This window comes from Actinomadura monticuli, assembly GCF_041463655.1.
Taxonomy (GTDB): domain Bacteria; phylum Actinomycetota; class Actinomycetes; order Streptosporangiales; family Streptosporangiaceae; genus Spirillospora; species Spirillospora monticuli.
This window is the reverse complement of record NZ_JAXCEI010000001.1, coordinates 309,267-333,535: the sequence shown is the minus strand read 5'-3', so window position 1 is coordinate 333,535 and position 24,269 is coordinate 309,267. Positions and strand designations below refer to the sequence as shown.

Genomic DNA, 24,269 nt, shown 5'->3' with positions numbered 1-24,269 from the left:
GCCCGCGGCTCCGATCGTGTTGTGCCGAGCGGCCGCCGGCCGTCCGACCGAACAGGAGAACACCGTGAAGTACATGCTGCTGATCTACAACCGTCCGGGCTTCGTCGCGGAGCTGACGGAGGCCGAGCGCGAGGCGCTGTTCGGCGAGGTCGACGCGATCATGAAGGAGCTGCGGGAGTCGGGCGAGTGGGTCGGCGGCGAGGGCCTCGCCGACCCGTCCGCCACCAAGGTCGTCCGGGAGCGGGACGGGCAGCCGGCCGTCACCGACGGGCCGTTCCTTGAGGCCAAGGAGCACTTCGCCGGCTACCTCACGGTCGACTGCGACACCGAGGAGCGGGCGGTCGAGATCGCCAAGCGCTGGCCGGACGTCCGGTACGGCGGGCACATGGAGGTCCGGGCGGTCATGACCGGCGCCGAGACGGACGTGTGAGGACGCCCCCGGCCGTCGAGGACCTGCTGCGCACGCTCGCGCCGCAGGTCCTCGGCACGCTCGTCCGGCGGCACGGCGCGTTCGACGCCTGCGAGGACGCCGTGCAGGAGGCGCTGCTCGCCGCCGCCGTCCAGTGGCCGGAGGAGGGCGTCCCGGAGAACCCGCGCGGCTGGCTGCTGACCGTCGCGACGCGGCGGCTCACCGACCAGTGGCGCAGCGAGCGGGCGCGCCGCGACCGGGAGGCAGCCGTGGCCGCGCGGGAGCCCGCCGAGCCGCCCCTCGCCGCGGATCCGCCGGACGACGGCGACGACACCCTGACCCTGCTGTTCCTGTGCTGCCATCCGGCGCTGTCGCCGTCCTCGCAGGTGGCGCTGACGCTGCGGGCGGTCGGCGGCCTCACCACGGCGCAGATCGCGCGGGCGTTCCTCGTCCCGGAGGCGACGATGGGGCAGCGGGTCAGCCGGGCCAAGCAGAAGATCAAGGCGGCCGGGGCGCGGTTCCGGATGCCGCCGGCCGCCGAGCGGGACGAGCGGCTGCGGGCCGTCCTGCAGGTGCTGTACCTGGTCTTCAACGAGGGCTACACGGCGTCCGGCGGGCCCGAACTGCAGCGCACCGACCTGACCGCGGAGGCGATTCGGCTGACACGGGCGCTGCGCGCGCTGCTGCCGGGGGACGGCGAGGTCGCGGGCCTGCTCGCGCTGATGCTGCTCACCGACGCGCGGCGGCCGGCGCGGACGGGACGCGGCGGGCTGCTGATCCCGCTCACCGAGCAGGACCGGACGCTCTGGCGGCGGGACGCGATCGAGGAGGGCACGGCGCTGGTCACCGAGGCGCTCACCTGGTCGCCGCCCGGCCCGTACCAGCTGCAGGCCGCGATCGCCGCCGTCCACGCGGAGGCGCGCCGGCCGGAGGACACCGACTGGCCGCAGATCCTCGCGCTGTACCGGCTGCTGGCGCACCTGGCCCCGAATCCGATGGTCACGCTGAACGAGGCGGTCGCGCTGGCGATGGTGGACGGCCCGTCCGCGGGCCTCGGCCTGCTGCGGACGCTGGACGGCGACGAGCGCATGGCGCGGCACCACCGGCTCGCGGCCGTCCGGGCCCACCTGCTGGAGATGACCGGGGACCGCGGCGCGGCGCGGGAGGCGTACCGGGAGGCGGCGCGGGGCACGACCAGCCTGCCCGAACGCCGCTACCTCGAATCCCGGGCGTCCCGGCTCACCGGGGAGGCGGGGGCGTGACGCGCGGGCACGATCCGGTGGCGCGCGGGTGCGCACCGTGTAATGCGCGGCGCGGTCGCTCGCCGATCCAATAGCCTGGGCCCTGTGAGTCTGCGCTTTTACGACACCGGCACCCGCAGCGTCCGCGCGTTCGAGCCCCTCGAAGAGGGCCGCGTGGGGATGTACGTGTGCGGCGCGACCCCGCAGGCGTCACCGCACATCGGGCATCTCCGCTCGGGCGTCATCTACGACGTCCTGCTGCGCTGGCTGCGCGCGTCCGGCTACGAGGTGACGTTCGCGCGCAACGTCACCGACGTCGACGACAAGATCATCGCGGTGGCGGCGGAGCGGGGCGTCCCGTGGTTCGCGGTCGCGGAGGGCAACCAGCGCGTGTTCACGCAGGGCTACGACCTGCTCGGCTGCCTGCCGCCGACGATCGAGCCGCGCGCCACCGGGCACGTCCCGGAGATGATCGTGCTGATCCGCCGGCTCATCGAGAAGGGCCACGCCTACGCGGCGGGCGGCGACGTGTACTTCGACGTCAAGTCCTGGGCGGACGAGTACGGCGCGCTGTCCAACCAGCGTCTCGACAACATGCGGCCGACCGGCGACACCCCCAACGAGGAGGTGAAGCGCGACCCGCGCGACTTCGCGCTCTGGAAGGGCGCCAAGCCGGGCGAGCCGTCCTGGGAGACGCCGTGGGGCGACGGGCGTCCCGGCTGGCATCTCGAATGCTCCGCGATGGCGACGAAGTACCTCGGACCGGCGTTCGACATCCACGGCGGCGGCGTCGACCTGATCTTCCCGCACCATGAGAACGAGATCGCCCAGTCGCGCGCCGCCGGTGACGGGTTCGCCCGCTACTGGCTGCACAACGGGCTCCTCACCGTGGACGGCGAGAAGATGAGCAAGTCGGTCGGCAACGTGGTCCTGCTGCCCGATCTGCTGGGCAAGGCCCGTCCGGTGGAGGTGCGCTACTACCTGGCCTCGGCGCACTACCGGTCCCTCATGGACTACACCGACGCCGCCCTGGCCGAGGCCGTCTCCGCCTACCAGCGGATCGAGGGGTTCGTGACGCGGGCGTCGGAGGTGGTGGGCGCGGTCGAGCCCTCGTCGGTGCCGTCCGCGTTCGCCGAGGCCCTGGACGACGACCTGGGCGTCCCGCAGGCGCTGGCGGTGCTGCACGAGACCGTCCGGGAGGGCAACAGCGCCCTCGCGTCCGGCGACCACGACGAGGCGCGCCGCGCCCTGGCGGACGTGCGGGCCATGGCGGACGTCATCGGCATCGACCCGCTGTCGCCGCAGTGGAGCCGGGCGGGCGAGGAAGACCTCCGTCCCGTCGTGGACGCGCTCGTCTCCGTGGCCCTGGAGCAGCGGCAGGCTGCGCGGGCGCGCAAGGACTACGCGTCCGCCGACGCCATCCGCGACGGCCTGGCGGAAGCCGGAGTCCTCGTCGAGGACACCCCGCAGGGCCCGCGCTGGGAGTTGAAGCGCGGCTGACGGACGCCGTTCGCCGCGCGGCCGGCGTTGTGCGCGCGGCGGCTCCGCGGGCGGATAAAATCGGATGTTCGCGGGGGTTCGGCCGTTCGCCACTGTGCCGTCCCGCTGAGATCTTGAGCCGCCCGGCAGCCGCGAGGGCGAGCGAGCACGCAATCGTCGCGAGGGGCGTAACCGAGAATGGCCAAGCGCAAGGGCAAGGGACCGACCCCCAAGGCCGAGGACCGGCACTGGCACGGCAAGCGCCAGAAGGCGCGCGCGGTGAAGAGCGCCAAGCGCACCGGCACGCAGACGCTCGGCCCGGGCGGGCGCCCGAAGGCGGCCGCCCCGGCCGCGGGCGGGCGTCCCGCCGGTGCGCGGCGCGCGAACGGCGAGGTCCCCGAGCTGGTCACGGGACGCAACCCGGTGGTGGAGGCGCTGCGGGCGGGGGTCCCCGGCACGGCGCTCTACGTGATGTCCAGCACCGACGAGCGGGTCCGCGAGTCGATCCAGCTGGCCGCCGACCGCCGCGTCCCGCTGCTGGAGACCGGCAAGAACGAGCTGGACCGGCTGACCGACGGCGCCGTCCACCAGGGCATCGCGCTCCAGGTCAAGCCGTACCGGTACGCGCACCCCGACGACCTGCTCGCCGGGACGTCCCCGCTGATCGTCGCCGTCGACGGGATCACCGACCCGCGCAACCTCGGCGCGATCGTCCGCTCGGCCGCCGCGTTCGGCGCGGCCGGCGTGGTCGTGCCCGAGCGGCGCGCCGCCGGGGTCACCGCGGGCGCGTGGAAGTCGTCCGCCGGCACCCTCGCGACGTGCCCCGTCGCGCAGGCCACGAACCTGGCGCGGCAGTTGAAGGCGTACCAGAAGGCGGGCTGCTTCGTCGCCGGCCTGGACGCGGCCGGCGGCGTGACCGTCGCCGACCTGGAGCTCGCGTCCGGCCCGTTCGTGCTGGTCGTGGGCTCGGAGGGCAAGGGGCTCGGCCGCCTGGTCGCCGACACCTGCGACATGCTGGCGACGATTCCGATGCCGGGCCGGGCCGAGTCGCTCAACGCCGGGGTCGCCGCGGGCATCGCCCTCTACGAGATCAGCCGCCGCCGCGCCTGATCCCGGCGAGTCGCCTCAACGGGAATAATCTCAACGTTCAGATACTTGACGTTCATGTACCTGCGTCGCCGGGTACTCCGTTGAGATCCCCCTGTGAGGTGACTGTCCGTGACCACCATCGCGGCATCCGGGTCGCAGCGCGGCCACCACGCGTCCGACCTGGCCCTGGCCGCCCTCGCACCCGCGAGCTGGGGCACCACCTACGTGGTCACGACCACGCTGCTGCCCGCCGACCGTCCGCTGCTGGCCGCCACCCTGCGCGCCCTGCCCGCCGGCCTCGTCCTGCTCGCCGCCAACCGGCGCCTCCCGCACGGCGACTGGTGGTGGAAGACGATCGTGCTCGGCATGCTGAACTTCGGCGCGTTCTTCCCGCTGATCTTCTTCGCCGCCTACCGGCTGCCGGGCGGCGTCGCGGCCACGATCGGGTCCGTCCAGCCGCTGGTCGTGGCGCTGCTGTCGCTCGGCGTCCTGCGGGTCCGCCCCGCCCGCGCCGTCCTGTACTCGGCGATCGCCGGCACCGGCGGCGTCGCGCTGCTGACCCTGACCGCCGACGCCCGCCTCGACCCCCTCGGCATCGCCGCCATGCTCACCGCGACGTCCCTCATGGCCGCCGCGATCGTCCTCGCCAAGAAGTGGGGGCGCCCCGAGTCGCCGCTGGTCATGACCGGCTGGCAGCTCACGGTCGGCGGCCTCGCCCTGCTGCCCGTCACGCTCGCCGCCGAGGGCGTCCCCTCGTCCGTCACGGGCGAGAACGCGCTGGGCTTCGCCTACCTCGGCATCGTCGGCACCGCGATCGCGTACGCGCTGTGGTTCCGCGGCATCGACCGGCTCGCCCCGACGTCCATCTCCCTGCTCGGCCTGACCAACCCGCTGGTCGCGACGATGGCGGGCCTGCTGATCCTCGGCCAGACGCTCACGCTCTGGCAGATCGCCGGATTCACGATCGCCCTGGGCGCCCTGGTGGCCGGGCAGTCGTTCGGACGGAGGCCCGCGACGCCCCGTCGCGCCGATCCCGCGGCGGGTCTGACCCCCCGCACACCCGCAGGCCGAGTCGCCGCTCCCTGAGGAAGGCGCGCTCGGCGTCGTTCTCCGTCCGCTCGATGGCCGCGTCGTACGCTTCGGCGGCCTCCGCGTCCCGTCCCAGCCGCCTCAGCAGGTCGGCGCGGATCGCATGGAACAGGTAGTACCGGCCGAGGTCGAGTTCCGCCACCAGCGCCAGACCGGCTCCGGGGCCCTCGACCTCGGCCACCGCCACGGCCCGGTTGAGCGCCGCCACCGGCGTGGGCGCCACGGCCATCAACTGGTCGTACAGCCGCACGATCTGGTCCCAGCGCGTGTCCGCGGCCGTCGCCGCGTCACTGTGCACCGCGTTGACGGCCGCCTGGATCTGGTACGGCCCCGGCCGGTCGATCTCCAGGCACCGCCGGACGAGCGCCTGCCCCTCGGCCACGAGCCGGTGATCCCACAACCCGCGATCCTGATCACGAAGCAGCACGATCTCGCCGCCCCTGAGCCGAGCGGGCCTGCGCGACTCCACGAGGAGCATCAGCGCCAGCAGCCCCAGCACCTCCGGCTCGTCCGGCAGCAACTCGGCGAGGACCCGGCCCAGCCTGATCGCCTCCGCGCCCAGCTCCTCGCGCCCGCCGTACCCCTGGTTGAACACGAGATACACGACGGCCAGCACCCCGGCGAGCCGTCCCGGCAGCTCCGCCTCGTCCGGCACCCGGTACGGGATCCGCGCGTCCCTGATCTTCGCCTTCGCCCGGACGAGCCGCTGCGCCATCGTCGCCTCCGGCACGAGGAACGCGCGCGCGATCTCCGCCGTCGACAGGCCGCCGAGCAGCCGCAGCGTCAACGCGACCCGCGCGTCCGGCCCCAGCGCCGGATGGCAGCACGTGAAGATCAGCCTGAGCCGGTCGTCGGGCACGGCGCCCGTCTCGACCGGACCGCCCTCGTTCAGCATCATCGCCTGCGCCTGCGCCTGCTTGCCGTCCCGCGCCGCCTCCCGGCGCAGCCGGTCGATCGCCTTGTTCCGCGCCGTCGTGATGATCCACCCGGCCGGGCTGGGCGGAGTCCCGTCCGACGGCCACCTGCGGACCGCCTCAGCGAACGCGTCCTGCACCGCGTCCTCGGCGACGTCGACATCGCCGAAGACCCGGACCAGCACGGCCACCGCCCGCCCGTGCTCCGCCCGGAACACCTCGTCGATCACACCTCGCCCTGAAACGGCCGCACCTCCATCGGCAGCCCCGTGGCCTTGCAGAACCGCGCCGCGACCTTCAGCGCCGCGTCCAGATCCTCCACCTGGATGATGGTGATCCCGCCGATGTGCTCCTTGCCCTCCGTCCAGGGCCCGTCCGTCGCGACGACCTCGTCCCCCCGGCACCGGACCACGGTGCTCGCCTCGGGACCGTGGAAGCCCCGCCCGAACACCCACGACTCCTGCCGGTCCAGATCGTGCCGGATCTCCGCGATCTCCGCCATGATCTTGTCCAGCACCTCGGGCGGCGGCGGATCCCCCACCGGCTGGATCATGTTGAGCGCGTAGAGCTTCATGCTTCCTCCCTCTTCTCATACCTCACGATCACTACCCCGGCGGGCGTCGTCACCGACTCCGCGACCCGCAGATCGGCCGCCACCCCGTCGAGCAGCCGCCGTCCCGCGCCCAGCACCACCGGATGGACCATCAGCAGCCACTCGTCGACGAGCCCCCGCCGCATGAGCTCCCGCGCGAGCACCCCGCTCCCCAGCACGGTCAGCCCCTCCTCGATGCCCGCGACGTCGCCCACGTCGCCGACCAGCACCGAGTTCGTCCAGGGCAGCGGCTCCCGCAACGTCCGCGAGACCACGTACTTCGTGGTCTTGTTCAGCACCTCGGTGAACGGGTTCCCGTCCGTCTGCCGCGGCCAGTAGCCGTGGAACTGCTCGTACGTCCGCCGTCCGAACAGCAGGGCCCCGTCCCCGCCCATCCTCGTGCCGAGCACACCCCCCATGACCTCGTCATTCCCCGGGACGGCCCAGCCGCCACGAGCGAACCCGTCCCGCGTGTCCTCGTCCGCCGCCGCGGGCGCCTGCATGACCCCGTCCAGCGACAGATGCTCGACCAGCGTGATCTTCCCCATGACACTCTCCCTCTCGGACGTCCTCTCACCCTCCACACGAACGTCCGCCGGGAGAATCGACACTCGGCGCCAGAAGAATCTGGGGCGATGCCCGCCCGCGCCGCCAATGGCAGGCGCCGACCGCCCGACTCAGGAGGCTCGTGCCGGGGGCACGATCTCGCCCACGGCGCCCGAGGGCTCCAGCCGGACGACGGTGGGCCCGCGCTCGCACTCCCACGTGGTGACGTTGGCGAACGTCGTCTCCCCGTGGCGCCAGAGGCCCCCGTCCTGGTGAATGTGACCGAACACGTGCAGCTTGGGACGGACCTGGCGCACCCGTGCCAGCAGATCCTCGCAACCGTGGCGCCCGGGGTGGGCGTGCGCGTCACCGATCCCGAGCGGAGGCCCGTGCGTCACCAGGACGTCGACCCCGTCCGGAATCAGGGCCCATTTCTCGGCGAGGGGCAGCCCGCGGGGAAGGTTGAACGCCCACTCGTTGAACTCCGGCTGCCAGGGACTGCCCCAGAACGTGACGCCGTGGATCTCCGTCCCGCTGTCCTCCAGATAGCGGATGCTGCGCTCGGCCAGGACGGCGCGTGCACGTTCGGGCTCGTCCAGGAACATCCAGTCGTGGTTGCCCGCGACGACCACCTTCGTCCGATGCGGAAGGTCACGGATCCAGTCCGCGGCGTCCACGAGTTCTCCGAGGTCCTTGCCGCGGCGGCAGAGGTCACCGGCGTGCACGAAGACATCCCCGTCAGGGACGGCGAGGTCGCGATGAAAGGTGTGCGTATCGGCGACCGCAACAATCCGCATAACCCAACCGTACTGACCCCCACCCCGCCAAAACGATCGCCGGCACGCCCGTGATGACCCTAGGCTGCGCCTATTGGTGCGGAAGGGAACCGAGATGTCCATTGAGCTCCATCGCCGGGCCGTAGTCGCGGACACCCACAACGACCTGCTGATGGCGGTGGCGGCACGGCCACCCGCGTCGTGGGCCCGGTTCTTTCGGGAGCGCTGGCTGCCCCAGCTCCGCGACGGAGGCGTGGACCTTCAGGTTCTGCCCGTCTTCATCGACGACGGGTTCCGGCCGGAGGGGGCGCTGCGCGAAACCCTCCGGATGGTCGAGGCCGCCCACGTGCTCGCCGAGGGCAACGCCGACGAGGTGAGCCTGTGCCGGGACGGGGAGGAGATCGACCAGGCCCTCGCGGACGGGAAGATCGCCCTGGTGCTGGCCCTGGAGAGCGCCCCCGGCGTGGACGCGGACGTGGAACTGTTCTCCACCCTGCACCGCCTGGGCGTCCGGGTGGCCTCGATCGCGCACTGGGGGCGGACTCCGCTGGCCGACGGCAGCGGCGAGGACGCCACCGGCAGCCGCCTGACGGCCGCCGGGGTCGAAGCGGTGGCCGAGCTGGAGCGGCTGGGAGTGATCTTCGACGTCTCCCACCTGGGGGCCACCGGCGTCGAGCACGTCCTGGAACTCGCCACCCGTCCCGTCATGGCGACCCACTCCTCGGCCCGGGCCCTGCGCGACCACCACCGCAACCTCACCGACGACCAGCTGCGCGGCGTCGCCGCGACCGGCGGAGTGGTGTGCGTCAACTTCGTCGCGGGCTTCCTCAGCGCCGACCCCGCCGAATACACACTCGACCGCCTCGTCGACCACATCGAGCACGTGGCCTCCGTCGCGGGAATCGACCATGTCGGCCTCGGCCCCGACTTCATCCGCGAGGTCACCCTCGAACTCACCCCGCCCTGCTGCGAGGACATGAGCGCCCTGGCCGGTTTCGACGTCAACGCCACCGTCCCCGGCCTTGAGGGCCCACGCGGCCTCCCTCTGGTCACCGAGGCCCTGCTCCGCCGCGGCCACCCGGAGCCGGACGTCCTGCAAATCGTGGGCGGGAACGTCCACCGCCTCTTCCAGAAGGAGCTGGGCCGCCCGGCCTGACATGCCGAGCCGACCGGCGCGACGGCGGCTGCCGTTATCGCCCTCCCCGAGGCGCAGCGAAATGCCTCTACCGACGACGAGGCGTTTGAGATGATCTCTCTCGTCCTTCTGAGATGAGTACTTCGCGGGGAGGTGTCGCTCGATGGAGCCGCTGCGGCCGGGCGATCCGGGCATGCTGGGCCCATACCGGCTGGAGGGGAGGCTCGGCGGAGGCGGGATGGGGCTCGTGTTCCTCGGCCGATCCCCAGGCGGGCGGCCGGTCGCGGTCAAGGTGGCGCGCCACGAACTGGCCGACGACCCCGGGTTCCGGCGCCGCTTCACCAGGGAGGTGGAGGCGGCCCGGCGAGTCGGCGGCTTCTACACCGCCCAGGTGGTCGACGCCGACACCGATGCGCACCCTCCGTGGTTGGCCACGGCGTTCATCCCGGGCCCGTCGCTCGAACAAGCCGTCCGCGGACATGGGCCGCTGCCCGACGATGCGCTCAGCGCTCTGGGAGCGGGACTCGCGGAGGGACTCGCCGCGATCCACCGCGAAGGACTCGTCCACCGTGACCTCAAGCCCGGCAACATCATCCTCGCGGCCGACGGTCCCCGCGTCATCGACTTCGGCATCTCGCGTGCGCTGGACGACGCCCACACCTCCACCACCGCGCTCGGAACTCCCGGGTACATGTCTCCCGAACAGGCGGTCGGACGAGAGGTCGGGCCGCCCAGCGACGTGTTCGCACTGGGAGCGGTACTCGCATTCGCCGCAACCGAACACGGCCCCTTCGGCACCGGGCCGGCCGGGACGATCATCCACCGGATCGTCCACGAAGCCCCCGACCTGACCCGGCTGCCTCCCCACCTCGCCGGTCTGGTCAGCGACTGCCTGGCCAAAGACCCGAATTCACGGCCCGGTGTCAGCGAAATTCTCGACCATTTCGCGGGTTCCTCCAAAGCGACCTTGTTCATGCCGACCGGCCTGCTTCTGGGGCCGGGTGAATCGGCCGCGCATAATTCCGCGGACGGCCGGATCGAGCTCTTCGTGCGCGGCGCGGACGATCATCTTTGGCACCTGTGGCAGGTAGTGCGGGACGGTGGTTTTTCCAACTGGGACGATATGAGCGGGTATCGCTCCCTTCCGGATGACGTCCCTCTGGTGGTTGCGGGTGATCCAGCCGCACATAATTCCGCCGACGGGCGTATCGAGGTGTTCGTGCGCGGTGCGGACGGTCATCTGTGGCATGCGTGGCAGGTCGCCCGGGACGGCAACTGGTCCAACTGGCAGGATCTCAGCTGCCACCGTCCGCTTCCGAACGGCGCCCCGCTGACGGTCGCCGGTGATCCCGCCGCGCACAATTCCGCGGATGGGCGTATCGAGCTCTTCGTGCGCGGCGCGGACGATCGCCTTTGGCACCTGTGGCAGCTCGTGCGGGACGGCGACTGGTCCAACTGGAACGACATGAGCGGATATCGCTCGGCTCCAGTTGACGGCCCGCTCACTGTTGCAGGTGATCCTGCCGCGCATAATTCCGCGGATGGGCGTATCGAAGTGTTCGTTCGTGGTGCGGACGGCCATCTGTGGCATGTGTGGCAGGTCGCTCGTGATGGTGACTGGTCTAATTGGGAGGATCTGAGTGGGCATCGCCTGCTTCCGGGCGGTGCTCCGCTGGTGGTCGCGGGTGATCCTGCCGCGCATAATTCCGCGGATGGGCGTATCGAGGTGTTCGTTCGTGGTGCGGACGGTCATCTGTGGCATGTGTGGCAGGTCGCTCGTGACGGTGACTGGTCTAATTGGGAGGATCTGAGTAGGCATCGTCCGCTTCCGGACGGTGCTCCGCTGATGGTTGCTGGTGATCCTGCCGCGCACAATTCCGCGGATGGGCGTATCGAAGTCTTCGTGCGTGGCGCGGACAATCACCTGTGGCATCTCTGGCAGGTCGCCCGCGACGGTGACTGGTCCAACTGGGAAGACCTCGGCGAACACCCTCCCTCTCCGAACGAAAATTGAGCTTGTGGCGCGCAGGCGCGCTAACAAGCAAGTCGTCCACCCGGCCGGCAGCTACAGCGCGTCGGCTCCCGCCTGATCCACAAGGAGCGGACCAAGACCGACGGCTCCACGAACGTCATACCGCTGCCCTCCCTCTGCACAGCGGCGCTCCAGCTCCGCGAGACACGGCAGAAGGCAGATTCTTCAGCACAGCAAGATCAGCCCGACCATGGGAGATCGACACCGAGGTTTCGAGCGAGCAGACCAGTGCGGCGCTCAAGCGGCTCGGCAGACACGTGGGGTCCGGGTGACGACAGCGGCGAGGCGTCCACGTAGCTGTACTTCGCTGCCGTACCTGTTAGCAAAGAGGCCCTCTCCGGCGTTGGAGGGGGCCTTTGACGTGGGAGCCGGCGAGGGGACTTGAACCCCTAACCTTCTGTTTACAAGACAGATGCTCTGCCAATTGAGCTACGCCGGCGGGCTCGTCCCGCATCGTAGTCGACTCGGCGGGCGCTCGCTCGGGGGTGGGGTGGGGCGATCTAGCGGGCGGGGATGGTGAAGAGCTGGCCGGGGGCACGGTCGTCGCAGGGGAGTTGGAGCACGGGGGCGCGGAGGGCGGGCCTTCCTCGCACGCCGACGCAGAGATCGCGGTCTTGGGGGCGTAGCTGGATCCCGCCGGGGACGGTCCGGAGGGTGAAGCGGTCGGGTTGGGTGCGGTCGCAGGTGTCGTCGGACAGGGGCGTGCCCGGCTTGAACGAGGCGTCGACGACTCCCATGCAGCCGGGGCCGAACTCCGGGTGCTGGGTGGTGACGCGCCAGAACGTCCCGTGCCGCGTGAGGTGGCGCGGTGGGAAGCTCTGATCGCAGTCCGCGAGGAAGATGAGCCCGGTCTTGTCGTTCTGCCGCTCGGAGAGGCAGAGGCCCCCGAGTTGGAGGGGCGAACCCGATGCGGGGAGGGCGGGCGAGGAGGCGTCGTCCGAGCTGTGGGACGAACGGGTGAGGGCGACGCCGATGGCGATCGCGCACACCGCCAGGGCCGCGGCGATGATTCTGGTTCGAGGGTGGCGGGGGCGCGCTGGGGCGGCGTCGTCCGGCGGTGCCGGGGGGTCTTCGGGTGGGGCGGGCGGGGCGGGCGGGGCGGGCGGCATGGGGTGGAGGAGGCGTTCCCTGGTCGCCAGCCACGGGGTCGCGTCGGCACCGCATACCTGAACGAGGGTCGCCACTATCTCGCGGCGGGGGACGGTGTTGCGGTGCAGGGCCGTGGCGAGGGTGGACGCGGGCAGCGGGAGCCCGCCTTCGGCTGTGGTGCGCCGTTCGATCTCCTTGTAAGTCAGGCCGCTGCGTTCCCGGAGCCTGCGCAGCGCCACGACGAACTGCTCCTCGGTGGTCACCGAGGTGAGGGCCGGTTCGGCGTCGTCTTTGTGCACGCGCAGAGTGTGGCAGGGCGGCGGCGTTCGGGTCCATCCCGAACGCTCGAATGGGTGCAACTTCATGATCAGGGCGACTTGAATGCGTGACGCCGGCCGCGATGGCGGCACAGGGGGATTCCCGTCATTGCGGCAAGCGGCGGGAAAGCGCATCGGCTTTCCCGCGTCGGACACACCAAGAGGAGTGCAGATGACCCGGTTCCACGCGATCGGGCTCGGCCTGGTCACCGCGGCGGCGCTCGTCACGAGCGCCGCGCCGGCCGTGGCCGATGCCGCGTCGCCCGCCGCGCCGGTCAAGGCGGCGAAGGGCTGCCCGCCCGACGTCTACTACAAGGTCAAGTCGAAGAAGCAGGTCAACTACTGGGTGCCTGGCACGCACTTCGTGGACGGCAAGGGCGGCAAGGTCACCGGAAAGGTCGACCGCTCGTGGGCCAAGTCCGCGACGCTGGAGGCCGGCGCGGAGGCATCCATCGGGGCGGTGTGGGCCACGGTCAAGGCCAATGTGTCCAAGTCCGCGACCAGGACCAACACCGTGACGGTGGGGCACTGGTACGAGCACACGATCAGCAAGAAGCGGTACGGGCACATCCGCTACCGCGTGATCGGCTACAGGGTGCTGCTCGAGAAGTACCGCACCCGCGGGAACTGCAAGGACCAGTTCCTGGACGCCTTCTTCGCCAACATTCCGACCAGCAAGGAGGGCTGGAAGTACTGGGAGACCAAGAAGCCGTAGCCGTCAACCCGCACGGCCCGTCGCCCCGAGCCCGCCGGCTCGGGGCGCCCGCGGCTGCATGCGGACGACATTCGGGCGCGGGTGGCCGCAGGTGACTCCCGGATTTACGGTGAGGGCATGGGTGCTTCGGGGGTTGCCGGGCCGGGGAATGTTGAGGCGGTCCGGTGGTGGGGGCGGATGGCTCGGGATCCGATGGGGACGTACTCCGGGCTCGCCCGGCGGTACGGGGACGCGGTGCGGGTGCCGTTCGGGCGGGAGCGGGCGTTCTTTCTGTTGTCGCGGCCCGAGCATGCCGAGCGGGTGCTGGTGGCCAACCAGGACAACTACGTCAAGGCGTTCACGTATCGGCCGTTGCGGGCGGTTCTCGGGGACGGGCTGCTGACCAGTGAGGGGGACACGTGGCGGCGGCGTCGGAGGCTGGTGCAGCCGGTGTTCTCGCAGCGGCACGTCGTCGGGTTCGCGCCGCAGATGGTGGAGGCGGCCGTCGAGGGGGTCGAACGGTGGCCGGACGGGGTGACGCTCGACGCGGCGGGTGAGTTGCGGAAGCTCACGCTCGACATCGTCGGGCGGGCGCTTTTCGGGAGTGGGCTCGCGGGGGAGGCGCGGCGGACCGGGCGGGCGCTGGAGGCCCTCCAGCGGGGTGCGGTGATCGGGACGTTCCTGCCGGGTGTGCTGGCGAAACGGGGGGTCTACCGGCGGGTTCCGGGGCTCGGGGGTGCGCTCGCGCATCTCGACGCGATGGTGCAGCGGGTCGTCGAGGGCGCGGACGGCGGGGAGCTGCTGAATCTGCTCAAGGAGCGCGGAGAGCTCGACGCGGAGGAGCTTCGGGACGAGGTCCTGACGCTGCTGCTCGCCGGGCACGAGACGACCGCGGCTTCGCTTGCGTGGACGCTGATGCTGCTCTCCCGGTATCCGGCGGCAAGGGAGCGGCTGGAGGACGAGGTGGACGGCGTCCTCGGCGGCAGGAAGCCGAAGGCCGAGGACGTCGATCGGCTGCCGTGGACGAAGGCCGTCCTGTCGGAGGCGATGCGCCTTTATCCGCCCGCGTGGACGATCGAGCGCGACGCCGTCGGCGACGATGACGTGGCGGGAGTGCCGGTTCCGGCGGGGGCGACCATCGCCGTCCCGCCTTATCTGATTCATCGGAACGCGGATGTCTGGCCCAATCCGGAGGGTTTCCAGCCGGAGCGGTTCATGGGGGAGCAGCAGCGTCATCGGTATGCGTATCTGCCGTTCGGGGGCGGGAGGCGTATTTGTGTCGGCGCCGGGTTCGCGATGCTGGAGACGACGCTCGTGCTGGCGGCCATCAGCCGCACTCATCGGCTGGACCTGGTGCCGGGGGTGACCGTGCCGAGCCGGGCGGAGATCACGTACCGTCCTGCCGGGGCGGTGCCCATGCGCGTTTCCCGCAGGTAGCGGCCCGAGCCCGCGCGGGGCCCGGGCCGCGGTGGCGGTCACGCCTTGGCGCGGGGCAGCAGGAGTGCCGGGAGCAGGGCGATGACCGCTATGGCCAGCGCGATCCAGAAGGCGTGGCCGAAGGCGGTCGCCAGTTCGGGCGCCACGGCCGTGCGGGTCGCGTCCGGGAGCGGGCCCAGGGCGGCCAGGCCGGGCGTCCGGGCGGTGATCTCGCGCTGCAGGATCACGGCCAGCGCGGTGGTGCCGACCGACGCGCCCATCCGCTGGAGGGTGTTGATGGCGCTGGTCGCGCGGGGGATGACCTCGCGGGGCAGGGCCTGGTAGGCGGCCGCCATCGACGGCATGATCGTCGCGCCCAGGCCGAGGCCGAGCACGAAGAGGGCGACGGCCAGCAGGACGGCCGGTGTGTCCGCGCTGAGCTGGGTGTAGGCGGCGGTTCCGATGAGGCCGAGGACGATGCCGGTGGGGACGACGACACCGGCGCCGAGGCGGTCGGTGAGGCGTCCGGCCAGCGGCATGGCGACGGCGGCGCCCAGGGCCTGCGGTGTCAGGAGAAGGCCGGTGGCGAGGGCGCCGTGGCCGCGCACGACCTGCCAGTACAGCGGCAGCAGGACGAGGACGCCGAACAGGGCGACGGCGACGACGACGTTGGTCACGGCCGCGGCGGCGAAGCCGCGGTTCCGGAAGAGGGCGATGTCGATCAGCGCGGGGCCGCGCCGCGCGTGCAGGACGTACAGCGCGATCAGCAGCGCGGCGGCACCGGCGATCGTCCAGGTGCGCGGGTCGTCGAGCCCTCCGGGACGTCCCGCCTCCGTGGTGGCGTAGACGAACAGGGTCACTCCGCCGCAGAGGAGGAGCAGGCCCCGGACGTCCAGTGACGCGGGGCGGGTGGCCGAGCGGGGCAGCAGGCGCAGCGCGGCGACGACGGCGATGACGCCCAGTGGCAGGTTGGCGAGGAAGATCCAGCGCCAGCCGGCCGTGGAGATGATCAGCCCGCCGACGATCGGTCCGGCGACGGAGCCGAGCAGCATGGGCATCCCGATGAAGCCCATGACGCGTCCCATCCGGGACGGTCCGGCGGCCTGCGCGAGGATCGTCTGCGCGACCGGGATGATCATCCCGCCGCCGATCCCCTGCACGACCCGGAAGGCGATCAGGGACGGCATGGACCAGGCGAGGCCGGCGAGCGCGGAACCGGCCAGGAACAGCAGCAGCGCGGTGATCCAGACGCGGCGGGCCCCGAACCGCTCGGTGGCCCAGCCGGTGACGGGGATGACGGCGGCGAGCCCCAGCATGTAGCCGGTCAGCACCCACTGGACGGACGTGATCGAGGCGCCGAAGTCCGCGGCGAGGGTGCGGGTGGCGACGTTGACGGCGGTCGCGTCGATGATCGACATGATGGCGCCGAGCACCACCACGACGCCGAGCGTGACGAGCCTGCGGTCGAGCCCCTGCGCGGGGGCCGGTGCGGTGAGCGTGGTCATGGCGGTTTCCTCGCATTCCTTGCACTTTCAGGCGGGCTGGATGTTGTGGTTGCGGTGGAACACGTTCTGCGGGTCGTAGGCGCGCTTGACCTCGCGCAGCCGCCGGTGGTCGCCCGGGGTGTAGGCGGTCGCCGTGCGGGACGGGTCGTGCAGGAAGTTCAGGAACGAGCCGCCGGTCGCGTACGGCGTGAGGGCGGCGTCGTCGGCGTCGGAGCCGTCGACGGTGAGCGAGAAGGGGACGTCCCGGTGCCCGACGGGGCCCGCGTCCGGTGCGGGACGGGCCATCGCGCCGCCCCAGTGCTTCAGCTCGATCCCGGACGCGCCGCTCGCGACCATCGCGGCGATCAGCGGGTCGGGAAGATCCGCGTGCAGGTGGAAATGGCGCGGCGGGGTGCCGCCCAGCGACTCGGTCCCGGCGTACGGCATCGTCCGGAAGTCGTCGTGGAGGGGTGTCCCGCCGGCCTGGCGCAGTGAGCGCAGCGCCCGCGCCCCGTCCTCGGCGGGACCGGCGTAGACCGCGCGGACGGCGACGACCCGGCCGTGCTCGGGGTGGTTCGTCAGCGCCACCGAGACCGACAGGGAGTCCGGACGCATGTCCGACTCGTCCCGGAATCGGGTGAGGACGTCGGTGGCCCGCTCGATCGGGAAGAGCGCGACCCCGCCGTAGACCGACGTGACCGGGTGCAGCCGGAACTCCAGCGACGTCACGACGCCGAAGTTGCCGCCGCCGCCGCGCAGCGCCCAGAACAGGTCGGGGTGGTGGTCGGCGTCGGCGGTCAGGTGGCGGCCGTCGGCGGTGACGAGCCGGGCGCGCAGCAGGTGGTCGGCGGCGAACCCGTGGCGGCGGGCCAGCCAGCCGACGCCGCCGCCGAGCGTGTAGCCGGTGACGCCGACGGAGGCGTGTGAGCCGGACAGCGGGGCGAGCCCGAGCGGCGCGGCGGCGGCGATGACGTCGCTCCAGCGGGTGCCGGCGCCGGTGCGGGCGACGCGGCGGGACGGGTCGACGAGCACGCCGGACATGCGGGACGTCTTCAGCAGCAGCCCCTCGTCCGGCGCGACGACGGTGCCGTGCCCGGTGGCCTGGACGGTCAGCGGCAGGCCCCGCTCGCGGGACGCGAGGATCGCGGCGCGGACGTCCGCCGGCCCGGTGGCGTCGACGGTCAGCGGTCCGGCGGTGCGGGTGGCGGTCGAGGCGTTCATGGCGACTCCTTCCGGAGGTTCTCTCTCCACTTATTCGCACCGTAGCACTGACTGGAGGATTTTTTTCCACTTAGATGCGAAACTTTCCTCGACGGGACGCTATGGTCAACGTTCTTGATAGTCAAGATTCGTGATTAAAAGGAATGGAGGATGTTCCTCCACATGCTTGCTAGGCTCGGATCCATGGGGCAGAAGCCGAAGGAGCGTCCGCTGCGGGCCGACGCGCGCGACAACCGCAGGCGCATCCTCGCCGCCGCCGGAGAGGTCTTCGTCGAACAGGGGCCGGGCGCCCCGCTGGAGGAGATCTCGAAGCGTGCGGGCACCGGCATCGCCACGCTCTACCGGCGGTTCCCCGACCGGGAGGCCCTCACCAGGGCGGTCGCTCTGGACGCCCTAGAGCGCACCACGGATGAGGTCAAGCGCGCGCGGGACGAGGAGCCGACCGCGTTCGCCGCCCTCGTCCGCTACATGCACCGCGTCCTGGACATCCGCATCGGCGCGGTCTTCCCCGTCCTCCTGGAGGAGATCCCGTTCGAGGACGAGGAGATAGCCGCGGTCCGTGCCGACGGCGTGACCGTCATGCAGGACCTGGTCGCCAAGGCGCAGAGCGACGGCGACCTGAGGCCGGACGTCACCCACGGCGACGTCGGGATGATGCTCGTCCGCCTGTCGCGCCCGCTGCCCGGCCCGCTGCCCCGGGAGATGGGGGAGGAACTGGCGCACCGGCACCTCGACCTGCTGATCGACGGTCTGCGCACCGCCGCCGCCCGGCCGGGCGAGCTCGGCGGCCCGGCGCTGACCTTCGGCGACCTCGACTCCATGGGAGACCGTCAGCCCAGGTGAGAGGCCGTCCCCAATGGGCACAGGGACGGCATGAACATTACGGGGCTCATCACAGCGATCGTCGTCGGCGCGATCATCGGGGCGCTCGGCCGGCTGCTGCTGCCCGGCCGTCAGCCGATCGGCGTCCTCATGACCGTGATCGTCGGCATCGTCGCCGCGATCGTCGGGACGGCGATCGCGCAGAAGGTCGGTGTGGCCACCACGAACGGGATCGACTGGATCGAGCTCGTCTTCCAGGTCGGCCTCGCGATGATCGGCGTCGCCCTCGTGGCCGGCTTCCAGGCGCGCCGGAGACACCGCCGCGTCCCGCGCTGACCGCCCGTCCCGTGCTCCGGGTCAGTCCTTCGTGAGGACGACGGGACCGGTCGAGGAGTTGCCCACCAGCCACAGGGCGCCCGTCCCGGGAACCGTGGCCAGTGCGGCCACTTCCATCTCGTCCGCGCCCCACGGCATGGACACGGGCGTGCGCCGCCAGGTACCGCCGACGCGCGACAGCAGGACCGGCCTGCGCTTGGAGTAGCCGTTGACCGTGACGAACTCATAGCCGCCCGCCCACACGGTCCCCGAGCCGTCGACGGCCAGTTTGACGGACGCGACCCCGCTCGGCAGGTCGACCTGCGACCAGGCGGAGCCGTCCCAGTGGGTCACGTATGAGGCGTTCTCCACGGAGACCCAGACGTCGTTCGCGGAGATCGGCAGGACGCGGTGCAGCGTGTGATCGTCGGCCGGGTAGCCGACCGGCTGCCAGGACTGGCCGTCCCAGTGGGCCGCGCCGGCTTTTCCGTCTTCGCCCCTCCCCACGGCCCACGCGTCGGTGGCCGTCCGCGCCCGCACGTCCACGGCGTAGCCGAGGCCGGTGCCCTCGGCGTCCTGCCAGCCGCCGCCGGTCCAGCGGTAGAGGCTCGACACGCCGCTGCCGGACGAGAGCCAGGTGCCGGCGGCTCCCGAGAAGACCCTGTACGGGGTGTTCGGCATGGGCGGCTGGATCTCGGTGAAGGCGCTGCCGTCGAAGTGGGCCAGGTACTTCTCCTGCTCGTAGTAGCCCAGCGAGGACACCCAGACGTCGTCGGGCGCCGCGGTGCCGACCGCGGTCATCAGGCCGTTGCCGCTCCAGCCTGGCAGCGGGTACTCCTGCCAGCCGGAACCGTTCCAGCGGCGGACGACCGGGTTGCCGTCGCTCTTCGCGTAGCAGCCCCACGAGGCGATCTGCGGGATGCAGAAGGCGCCCTGCAGGCCGGCCACCCACACATCGGACGGACCGGCCGCCGAGACGTCGATCAGGCCCGCGCTGGGCCAGAGGAAGGGCAGCCCGACCTGGCGCCACTCCCCGGTCGCGGCCCGGGCGGGCGCGGCGGCGGGGGACGAGACCTGGGCGGCGGCCGGTACGGCCGTGGACGCGGCAGCGATCGCGGCCGCGGCGGCGGCGAACAGGGTCAGCCGGGTCAGTGCGCGCTTCACGCCCCAACCATGCCAGCAAACACTGGTCATGTCACGACCCTGATCCTCTGGAGGGCCCGCGCGAGACCGTCCCGTCCGCATCTCGCCAAACAGGTCCTGCCCGGCCCGAATCTTTGATCTCATAGTGCACTCGAATCGATGCGGAGAGTCACGTCGGGTCATGGGGAGGCCAGATGGTGGGCGGACTTGCGCCGGTGGCGGGGCAGGAGAGGTTCCTCCTGCTCAGGAAGAGGTTCCGGCGGGCGGCGGCGGTGCTCACCGCCGTCTTCCTGGGGTGGTATTTCATTTATGTCGGGCTGTCGGCGTTCGCCCGCGGGCTGATGGCGCGGCCGGTCGCCGGGCACGTCAACGTCGCGCTGCTGCTCGGCCTGCTGCAGTTCGTCTCCACGTTCGCGCTCGCCGCCGGATACGCGGCCTACGCGCGGCGGCGGCTCGACCCGCTGGCAGGTGAGCTGCGGTGACCGGAGGAACGCTCACCTTCGGGCTCTTCGTCGCGTTCATCCTGTTAACGCTCGGCATCACGATCTGGGCGCGGGCGAACACGCGGGGCGCCGACGACTTCTACGCGGGCGGCCGGACGTTCTCCGGCGCGCAGAACGGGGTCGCGCTCGCCGGCGACTACATGTCGGCCGCGTCGTTCCTCGGCATCGCCGGGATCATCGCGCTGAACGGCTACGACGGGTTCCTGTACTCGATCGGCTTCCTGGTGGCGTGGCTGCTCGCGCTGCTGCTGGTCGAGATGATGCGCAACGCCGGCCGGTTCACGATGGGGGACGTCCTGGCGCGGCGGGTGCGGCGGCAGGCGCCGGTGCGGCGCGCGGCGGCCCTGTCCACCGTCACGGTGTCGGTGTTCTACCTGCTCGCCCAGATGGTCGGGGCCGGGGCGCTGGTGTCGCTGCTGCTCGGCATCCACCGCGGCGAGCGGTTCCTCGGCATGGACGCCGGCACCGCGAGGACGGTCACGATCGTCGCCGTGGGCGCGCTGATGATCTTCTACGTGGCATGCGGCGGGATGAAGGCGACCACCTGGGTGCAGATCATCAAGTCGGTGCTGCTGATGGCGGGCGCGGTCGTGCTGACCGCGCTGGTGCTCGGCCGCTTCGGGTTCGACGTCAGCGCGCTGCTCGGCTCGGCCGCCGACGCGAGCGGCAAGGGCGAGGCGTTCCTGCGCCCCGGCCAGCAGTACGGCCGGGACGTCTCCGGCGACGCGTACCAGACGATCGTCAACAAGCTCGACTTCATCAGCCTCGCGCTCGCGCTGGTGCTCGGTACCGCCGGCCTGCCGCACATCGTCAGCCGGTTCTTCGCCGTCCCGGACGGGCGCGCCGCGCGGACGTCGGTGTCGTGGGCGATCGGCCTCGTCGGCGCCTTCTACCTGATGACGCTCGCGCTCGGCTTCGGCGCGGCGGCCCTGGTCGGACGGCAGGCGATCGTCGCGCAGGACCCGTCCGGCAACACCGCCGCCCCGCAGCTCGCCCAGGCCGTGGGCGAGCACATCGGCGGTCACCTGGGCGGGGACGTCCTGCTCGCGTTCATCGGCGCGGTCGCGTTCGCGACGATCCTCGCGGTCGTGTCGGGGCTCGTGCTGGCGTCGTCGACGTCGCTCGCGCACGACTACTTCGGCCAGGTGCTCATGTTCGGCCGTCCGCGCGAGTCGCAGGAGGTGGCGGTGGCGCGGTTCGCGTCGTTCCTCGTCGGCTCGCTGGCGATCGTCCTCGCGGTGGTGGCGCGGAACCTGAACGTCGCGTTCCTGGTCGCGCTGGCGTTCGCGATGGCGGCGGCGGCGAACGTCCCGGCGATCGTGCTGTCGCTGTTCTGGCGGCGGTTCAACTCGGCCGGGGTCGTCGCGGGGATCTACGGCGGGCTGGCCGGCTCGCTGGTGCTGGTGTTCTTCTCGCCCGTCGTGTCCGGGAAGGTCGACCCGGTGACGGGCCAGAGCCTGTCGCTGTTCCCGGCCGGCGTCGACTTCCACGTGTTCCCGCTGGAGAACCCGGGCCTCGTGTCGATCCCGATCGGGTTCGCGTGCGCGGTCGCCGGGACCCTCCTCGGACGCGACGAGGCCGACGCCGAACGCTACGACGACCTCTCCGTCCGGGCGCTCACCGGAGCGGGCTCGCACTGACACCGGAGCGGGGCCCGCACTGACCCGCGCCGGTGTGAGCGGGTTAACATTCCGCCGCCCGCCCCGTTACCGATGAGTAGAGAACGTCTGGCGGGGAAGAGCGGCAGGGAAGATCCACACTGTCCGGGACCGTGCCCTAATGTGCCGACTGCCCGGGCGAGGTGCGGTTCGCGTGGCAGAATGTCACCCGCCGTGGAGCGCGGCGGTGTGCCGGAGGGAGGTGCGGCGGCGTGTCCGAAGCCGGTCGACGCCGTCCGGGGCGTACCCGACCGGCCCGCACCCCGCACCGGTTCGGCGCCCGGACGACCGCGGCCCTCACCGTCCTCACGCTCGGCGCCGCCGTGGCCGTGCCGGCCGCGATGGTCTCCGGCGGGGAGGCGTCGCGGCAGCAGGCCGTGCGCGGGGCGGCGGCCGGGGCGCTCGTGGGCGCGCCGACCGACCAGATCCGCACCCGCGAGTGGCACCTGAAGGTCCTGCACGCGCAGAAGGCGTGGAAGTACTCCAAGGGGCGCGGCGTGACCGTCGCCGTCCTCGACACCGGCGTCGACAAGAACCATCCCGACCTCACCGGCCAGGTCGTCGACGGGCCGGACCTCACCGGCGGCGTCCGGCGCCCCGGCACCCGCTACTGGGGCCTGCACGGGACGTCCATGGCGAGCATCGTCTCCGGGCACGGGCACGGCCCCGGGCTGGCGCAGGGGATGATGGGCGTCGCGCCGCTCAGCAACGTCCTGTCCGTGCGCGTCACGCTGGAGAACGACGACCCGCTGCGGCGCGACAACGGCCAGCAGACCGGCACCGGCGAGCACGACGCCGTCGCCCAGGGCATCCGCTACGCCGTCGACCACGGCGCCGGCATCATCAACATGTCGCTCGGCGGCGGGCGCCAGTTCTACAACGGCACCCAGTCGCAGGAGAGCGCGATCAAGTACGCGCTCGCCAAGGGCGTCGTGCTGATCGCCTCCGCCGGCAACGACGGGTCCGGCGCCAACCGCAAGAACTTCCCGGCCGCGTACCCGGGCGTGATCGCCGTCGGCGCCCTCGACAGCCGGCTGCGCCTCTGGAAGGACAGCAACCGGCGCTCCGGCGCCACCCTCTGCGCGCCCGGCGTCGACATCGTCAGCGCCGACGCCAGCAACGGCTACGTCATCGGGACGGGCACGAGCGCGTCGTCGGCGATGGTCGCCGGGGTCGCCGCGCTCGTCCGGTCCCGCTACCCCAAGCTCACCCCGGCCGAGGTCAGGCAGGCGCTGATCCAGGGCTCCCCGGCCCGCCGCGGCCACCCCACCGGCTGGGCCGGCTGCCGCGGGACGGTCGACGCCCTGCGCACCCTGTACGCCGCGCACCAGATCAACAAGACCTCCAGCGGGCCGGTGCAGGCGCCGCCGCCGGCCGCCACGCCCACGCCCGCGCCGGCCGCGGAGTCCCCCGAGCGTGACTCCGGCGTCCTGCTCCCGCTCGTCCTCGGCGGCGGGGGGCTGCTCGTCGTCCTCGGCGTCGTGCTCGGCTGGCGGCAGCGGCGCCGCCCGGAGGAGGACGCCGAGGAGAGCGACGCCGTCCCCGACTACGGCCTGCCGGCGGCGCCCGCGGCGGCGCGCGAACCCGCCTCCGTGGCGTCCGGCCCGGCGGGGTCCGGCCCCTCCGGGGGCGACGCGGGCTTCGCGCCGGTCAACGTTCCGCTCTGGCAGAACACGCAGGCGTACCAGGGGCCGCCCCTGGAGACCCCGCCCGACCCGGTCGACGCCCGCCCGTTCGAGCCCGCCGACGAGGGCGCGGCGGAGCCCTCGTCCTGGTTCGCGGACGCCGGCCCCGGCCCCGGCCCCGCCGAGGAGCCGCTGCCGCCGCCCATCGAGCCGAAGCAGCATCCGGGCATGCGGCACGGGATGCGCCCGTTCGTCCCCGGCGAGTTCACGTCCAACGGCGCGAACGGGCACGCGTCCGGCAACGGGCACGACCTGCTCAACGGGCACCACGCCAGCGGCCGGCACGTCGCCGCCGCGGACGACGCCCTCGACGACGACGACTGGGAGGCGTTCCGCCGGGGCGCCCTCGGCCTGCCGGACGAGCCGGAGACGGCCGCTCCCCCCTCCGTGGTATCCCCGGAACCGCCGCACGACGCGCCGCCCCCGCCCGTACCTCCGCTGGACGAGGAGGCCACGGGCGCGTTCCCGGCCGTCCCGACGTCCGGCCCCGCAGGCCCGGCCGGCGCCGAACCGCCCGCCGAGCCGCCGGATCCGGCCGGCGACGAGCCGCGCGGCGACCGCTCGCGGGGCCCCCGCCCCGCCGAGGACGAGGACTACCGGCCGCCCTGGTGGTGATCGGC

21 protein-coding genes, 1 tRNA gene and 1 pseudogene are annotated in these 24,269 nt (G+C 72.3%); 14 read left to right on the top strand and 9 right to left on the bottom strand.

The genetic code is table 11. From position 1 onward, the window contains the following. Positions 1-73: 73 nt before the first annotated feature. The 5 genes and pseudogenes from SM611_RS01580 to SM611_RS01560 form a co-directional block, all read left to right on the top strand. Positions 74-430 (top strand): YciI family protein, encoded by a 357-nt coding sequence (locus tag SM611_RS01580; RefSeq protein ID WP_371947402.1) that lies wholly within the window; start codon positions 74-76, stop codon positions 428-430. After that, a complete protein-coding gene (locus SM611_RS01575; RefSeq protein WP_371946949.1) occupies positions 427-1,671 on the top strand; it encodes an RNA polymerase sigma factor in 1,245 nt (414 codons plus the stop codon). Before SM611_RS01580 ends, SM611_RS01575 begins: the two co-directional genes overlap by 4 nt. Before the next feature lie 84 nt (positions 1,672-1,755). Beyond that, the gene (cysS, locus tag SM611_RS01570; protein WP_371946948.1) at positions 1,756-3,150 is read left to right on the top strand and encodes a cysteine--tRNA ligase; all 1,395 of its coding nucleotides are present in this window, start codon (positions 1,756-1,758) and stop codon (positions 3,148-3,150) included. A gap of 177 nt (positions 3,151-3,327) precedes the next feature. Beyond that, complete coding sequence (rlmB, locus tag SM611_RS01565) at positions 3,328-4,239, top strand: 23S rRNA (guanosine(2251)-2'-O)-methyltransferase RlmB (protein ID WP_371946947.1); 912 nt, start codon at positions 3,328-3,330, stop codon at positions 4,237-4,239. Between the two features lie 108 nt (positions 4,240-4,347). Continuing rightward, positions 4,348-5,139, top strand: a pseudogene (locus SM611_RS01560) (EamA family transporter); the annotation flags it as partial. 37 nt (positions 5,140-5,176) lie between these two features. On the opposite strand, the gene SM611_RS01555 reads toward SM611_RS01560, so the two are convergent. The 4 genes from SM611_RS01555 to SM611_RS01540 all read right to left on the bottom strand — a co-directional run bounded on the left by SM611_RS01555 (position 5,177) and on the right by SM611_RS01540 (position 8,156). Continuing rightward, positions 5,177-6,451 carry an RNA polymerase sigma factor gene (locus tag SM611_RS01555; RefSeq protein WP_371946946.1) on the bottom strand — a complete coding sequence of 425 codons (1,275 nt, stop codon included), beginning with the start codon at positions 6,449-6,451 and terminating at the stop codon, positions 5,177-5,179. Then, positions 6,448-6,795: a YciI family protein gene (locus tag SM611_RS01550; RefSeq protein ID WP_371946945.1), complete on the bottom strand. Its 348-nt coding sequence runs from the start codon at positions 6,793-6,795 to the stop codon at positions 6,448-6,450. The genes SM611_RS01555 and SM611_RS01550 overlap by 4 nt, the downstream gene beginning before the upstream one ends. Then, positions 6,792-7,361: a dihydrofolate reductase family protein gene (locus SM611_RS01545; RefSeq protein WP_371946944.1), complete on the bottom strand. Its 570-nt coding sequence runs from the start codon at positions 7,359-7,361 to the stop codon at positions 6,792-6,794. Before SM611_RS01545 ends, SM611_RS01550 begins: the two co-directional genes overlap by 4 nt. Before the next feature lie 129 nt (positions 7,362-7,490). Beyond that, entirely contained in the window at positions 7,491-8,156 is a 666-nt protein-coding gene (locus SM611_RS01540; protein ID WP_371946943.1) for a metallophosphatase domain-containing protein, read from the bottom strand. A gap of 94 nt (positions 8,157-8,250) precedes the next feature. On the opposite strand from SM611_RS01540, the gene SM611_RS01535 reads away from it, so the two are divergent. Next, positions 8,251-9,291, top strand: coding sequence for a dipeptidase (locus SM611_RS01535; RefSeq protein ID WP_371946942.1), 1,041 nt, complete (start codon positions 8,251-8,253; stop codon positions 9,289-9,291). A 142-nt stretch (positions 9,292-9,433) separates the two neighbouring features. After that, positions 9,434-11,284, top strand: coding sequence for a DUF8189 domain-containing protein (locus SM611_RS01530; RefSeq protein ID WP_371946941.1), 1,851 nt, complete (start codon positions 9,434-9,436; stop codon positions 11,282-11,284). A 384-nt stretch (positions 11,285-11,668) separates the two neighbouring features. Here SM611_RS01530 and SM611_RS01525 read toward each other — a convergent pair. Both SM611_RS01525 and SM611_RS01520 read right to left on the bottom strand, forming a co-directional pair. After that, positions 11,669-11,741, bottom strand: a tRNA-Thr gene (locus tag SM611_RS01525). A 61-nt stretch (positions 11,742-11,802) separates the two neighbouring features. Beyond that, a complete protein-coding gene (locus tag SM611_RS01520; protein WP_371946940.1) occupies positions 11,803-12,690 on the bottom strand; it encodes a helix-turn-helix domain-containing protein in 888 nt (295 codons plus the stop codon). A 190-nt stretch (positions 12,691-12,880) separates the two neighbouring features. Between SM611_RS01520 and SM611_RS01515 the strand changes: the two genes are divergently transcribed. Both SM611_RS01515 and SM611_RS01510 read left to right on the top strand, forming a co-directional pair. Next, a complete protein-coding gene (locus SM611_RS01515; RefSeq protein WP_371946939.1) occupies positions 12,881-13,423 on the top strand; it encodes a hypothetical protein in 543 nt (180 codons plus the stop codon). Positions 13,424-13,600: 177 nt separating this feature from the next. Then, positions 13,601-14,839 (top strand): cytochrome P450, encoded by a 1,239-nt coding sequence (locus SM611_RS01510; RefSeq protein WP_371946938.1) that lies wholly within the window; start codon positions 13,601-13,603, stop codon positions 14,837-14,839. A gap of 38 nt (positions 14,840-14,877) precedes the next feature. Here the strand turns inward: SM611_RS01510 and SM611_RS01505 are convergent, their stop codons facing one another. Both SM611_RS01505 and SM611_RS01500 read right to left on the bottom strand, forming a co-directional pair. Beyond that, entirely contained in the window at positions 14,878-16,323 is a 1,446-nt protein-coding gene (locus tag SM611_RS01505) for a DHA2 family efflux MFS transporter permease subunit (protein WP_371946937.1), read from the bottom strand. Between the two features lie 27 nt (positions 16,324-16,350). Beyond that, complete coding sequence (locus SM611_RS01500; protein WP_371946936.1) at positions 16,351-17,523, bottom strand: FAD-binding oxidoreductase; 1,173 nt, start codon at positions 17,521-17,523, stop codon at positions 16,351-16,353. Positions 17,524-17,706: 183 nt separating this feature from the next. On the opposite strand from SM611_RS01500, the gene SM611_RS01495 reads away from it, so the two are divergent. Next, positions 17,707-18,366, top strand: a complete 660-nt coding sequence (locus SM611_RS01495; protein ID WP_371946935.1) for a TetR/AcrR family transcriptional regulator — start codon at positions 17,707-17,709, stop codon at positions 18,364-18,366. A 30-nt stretch (positions 18,367-18,396) separates the two neighbouring features. After that, on the top strand, positions 18,397-18,681 hold the full coding sequence (locus SM611_RS01490; protein ID WP_371946934.1) for a GlsB/YeaQ/YmgE family stress response membrane protein: 285 nt from the start codon (positions 18,397-18,399) through the stop codon (positions 18,679-18,681). 21 nt (positions 18,682-18,702) lie between these two features. On the opposite strand, the gene SM611_RS01485 is transcribed toward SM611_RS01490, so the two are convergent. Next, positions 18,703-19,824 (bottom strand): beta propeller repeat protein, encoded by a 1,122-nt coding sequence (locus tag SM611_RS01485; RefSeq protein ID WP_371946933.1) that lies wholly within the window; start codon positions 19,822-19,824, stop codon positions 18,703-18,705. A 173-nt stretch (positions 19,825-19,997) separates the two neighbouring features. Here SM611_RS01485 and SM611_RS01480 point away from each other — a divergent pair, with 173 nt between their 5' ends. From SM611_RS01480 to SM611_RS01470, 3 genes are all read left to right on the top strand, one after another. After that, positions 19,998-20,285: a DUF485 domain-containing protein gene (locus SM611_RS01480; RefSeq protein WP_371946932.1), complete on the top strand. Its 288-nt coding sequence runs from the start codon at positions 19,998-20,000 to the stop codon at positions 20,283-20,285. Then, the gene (locus tag SM611_RS01475; protein ID WP_371946931.1) at positions 20,282-21,946 is read left to right on the top strand and encodes a monocarboxylic acid transporter; all 1,665 of its coding nucleotides are present in this window, start codon (positions 20,282-20,284) and stop codon (positions 21,944-21,946) included. The genes SM611_RS01480 and SM611_RS01475 overlap by 4 nt, the downstream gene beginning before the upstream one ends. Before the next feature lie 230 nt (positions 21,947-22,176). Further along, positions 22,177-24,264: a S8 family peptidase gene (locus SM611_RS01470; protein WP_371946930.1), complete on the top strand. Its 2,088-nt coding sequence runs from the start codon at positions 22,177-22,179 to the stop codon at positions 24,262-24,264. Positions 24,265-24,269: the final 5 nt, after the last annotated feature.

Excerpts from the sequence above, each read along its gene's own strand:
- SM611_RS01510 (WP_371946938.1), top strand. The coding sequence starts at position 13,601 with ATGGCTCGGGATCCGATGGGGACGTACTCCGGGCTCGCCCGGCGGTAC.
- SM611_RS01530 (WP_371946941.1), top strand. The coding sequence starts at position 9,434 with ATGGAGCCGCTGCGGCCGGGCGATCCGGGCATGCTGGGCCCATACCGG.
- SM611_RS01505 (WP_371946937.1), bottom strand. The coding sequence starts at position 16,323 with ATGACCACGCTCACCGCACCGGCCCCCGCGCAGGGGCTCGACCGCAGG.
- SM611_RS01550 (WP_371946945.1), bottom strand. The coding sequence starts at position 6,795 with ATGAAGCTCTACGCGCTCAACATGATCCAGCCGGTGGGGGATCCGCCG.
- SM611_RS01480 (WP_371946932.1), top strand. The coding sequence starts at position 19,998 with ATGGTGGGCGGACTTGCGCCGGTGGCGGGGCAGGAGAGGTTCCTCCTG.
- SM611_RS01490 (WP_371946934.1), top strand. The coding sequence starts at position 18,397 with ATGAACATTACGGGGCTCATCACAGCGATCGTCGTCGGCGCGATCATC.
- SM611_RS01515 (WP_371946939.1), top strand. The coding sequence starts at position 12,881 with ATGACCCGGTTCCACGCGATCGGGCTCGGCCTGGTCACCGCGGCGGCG.
- SM611_RS01535 (WP_371946942.1), top strand. The coding sequence starts at position 8,251 with ATGTCCATTGAGCTCCATCGCCGGGCCGTAGTCGCGGACACCCACAAC.
- rlmB (WP_371946947.1), top strand. The coding sequence starts at position 3,328 with ATGGCCAAGCGCAAGGGCAAGGGACCGACCCCCAAGGCCGAGGACCGG.
- SM611_RS01540 (WP_371946943.1), bottom strand. The coding sequence starts at position 8,156 with ATGCGGATTGTTGCGGTCGCCGATACGCACACCTTTCATCGCGACCTC.
- SM611_RS01495 (WP_371946935.1), top strand. The coding sequence starts at position 17,707 with ATGGGGCAGAAGCCGAAGGAGCGTCCGCTGCGGGCCGACGCGCGCGAC.
- SM611_RS01545 (WP_371946944.1), bottom strand. The coding sequence starts at position 7,361 with ATGGGGAAGATCACGCTGGTCGAGCATCTGTCGCTGGACGGGGTCATG.
- SM611_RS01580 (WP_371947402.1), top strand. The coding sequence starts at position 74 with ATGCTGCTGATCTACAACCGTCCGGGCTTCGTCGCGGAGCTGACGGAG.
- SM611_RS01500 (WP_371946936.1), bottom strand. The coding sequence starts at position 17,523 with ATGAACGCCTCGACCGCCACCCGCACCGCCGGACCGCTGACCGTCGAC.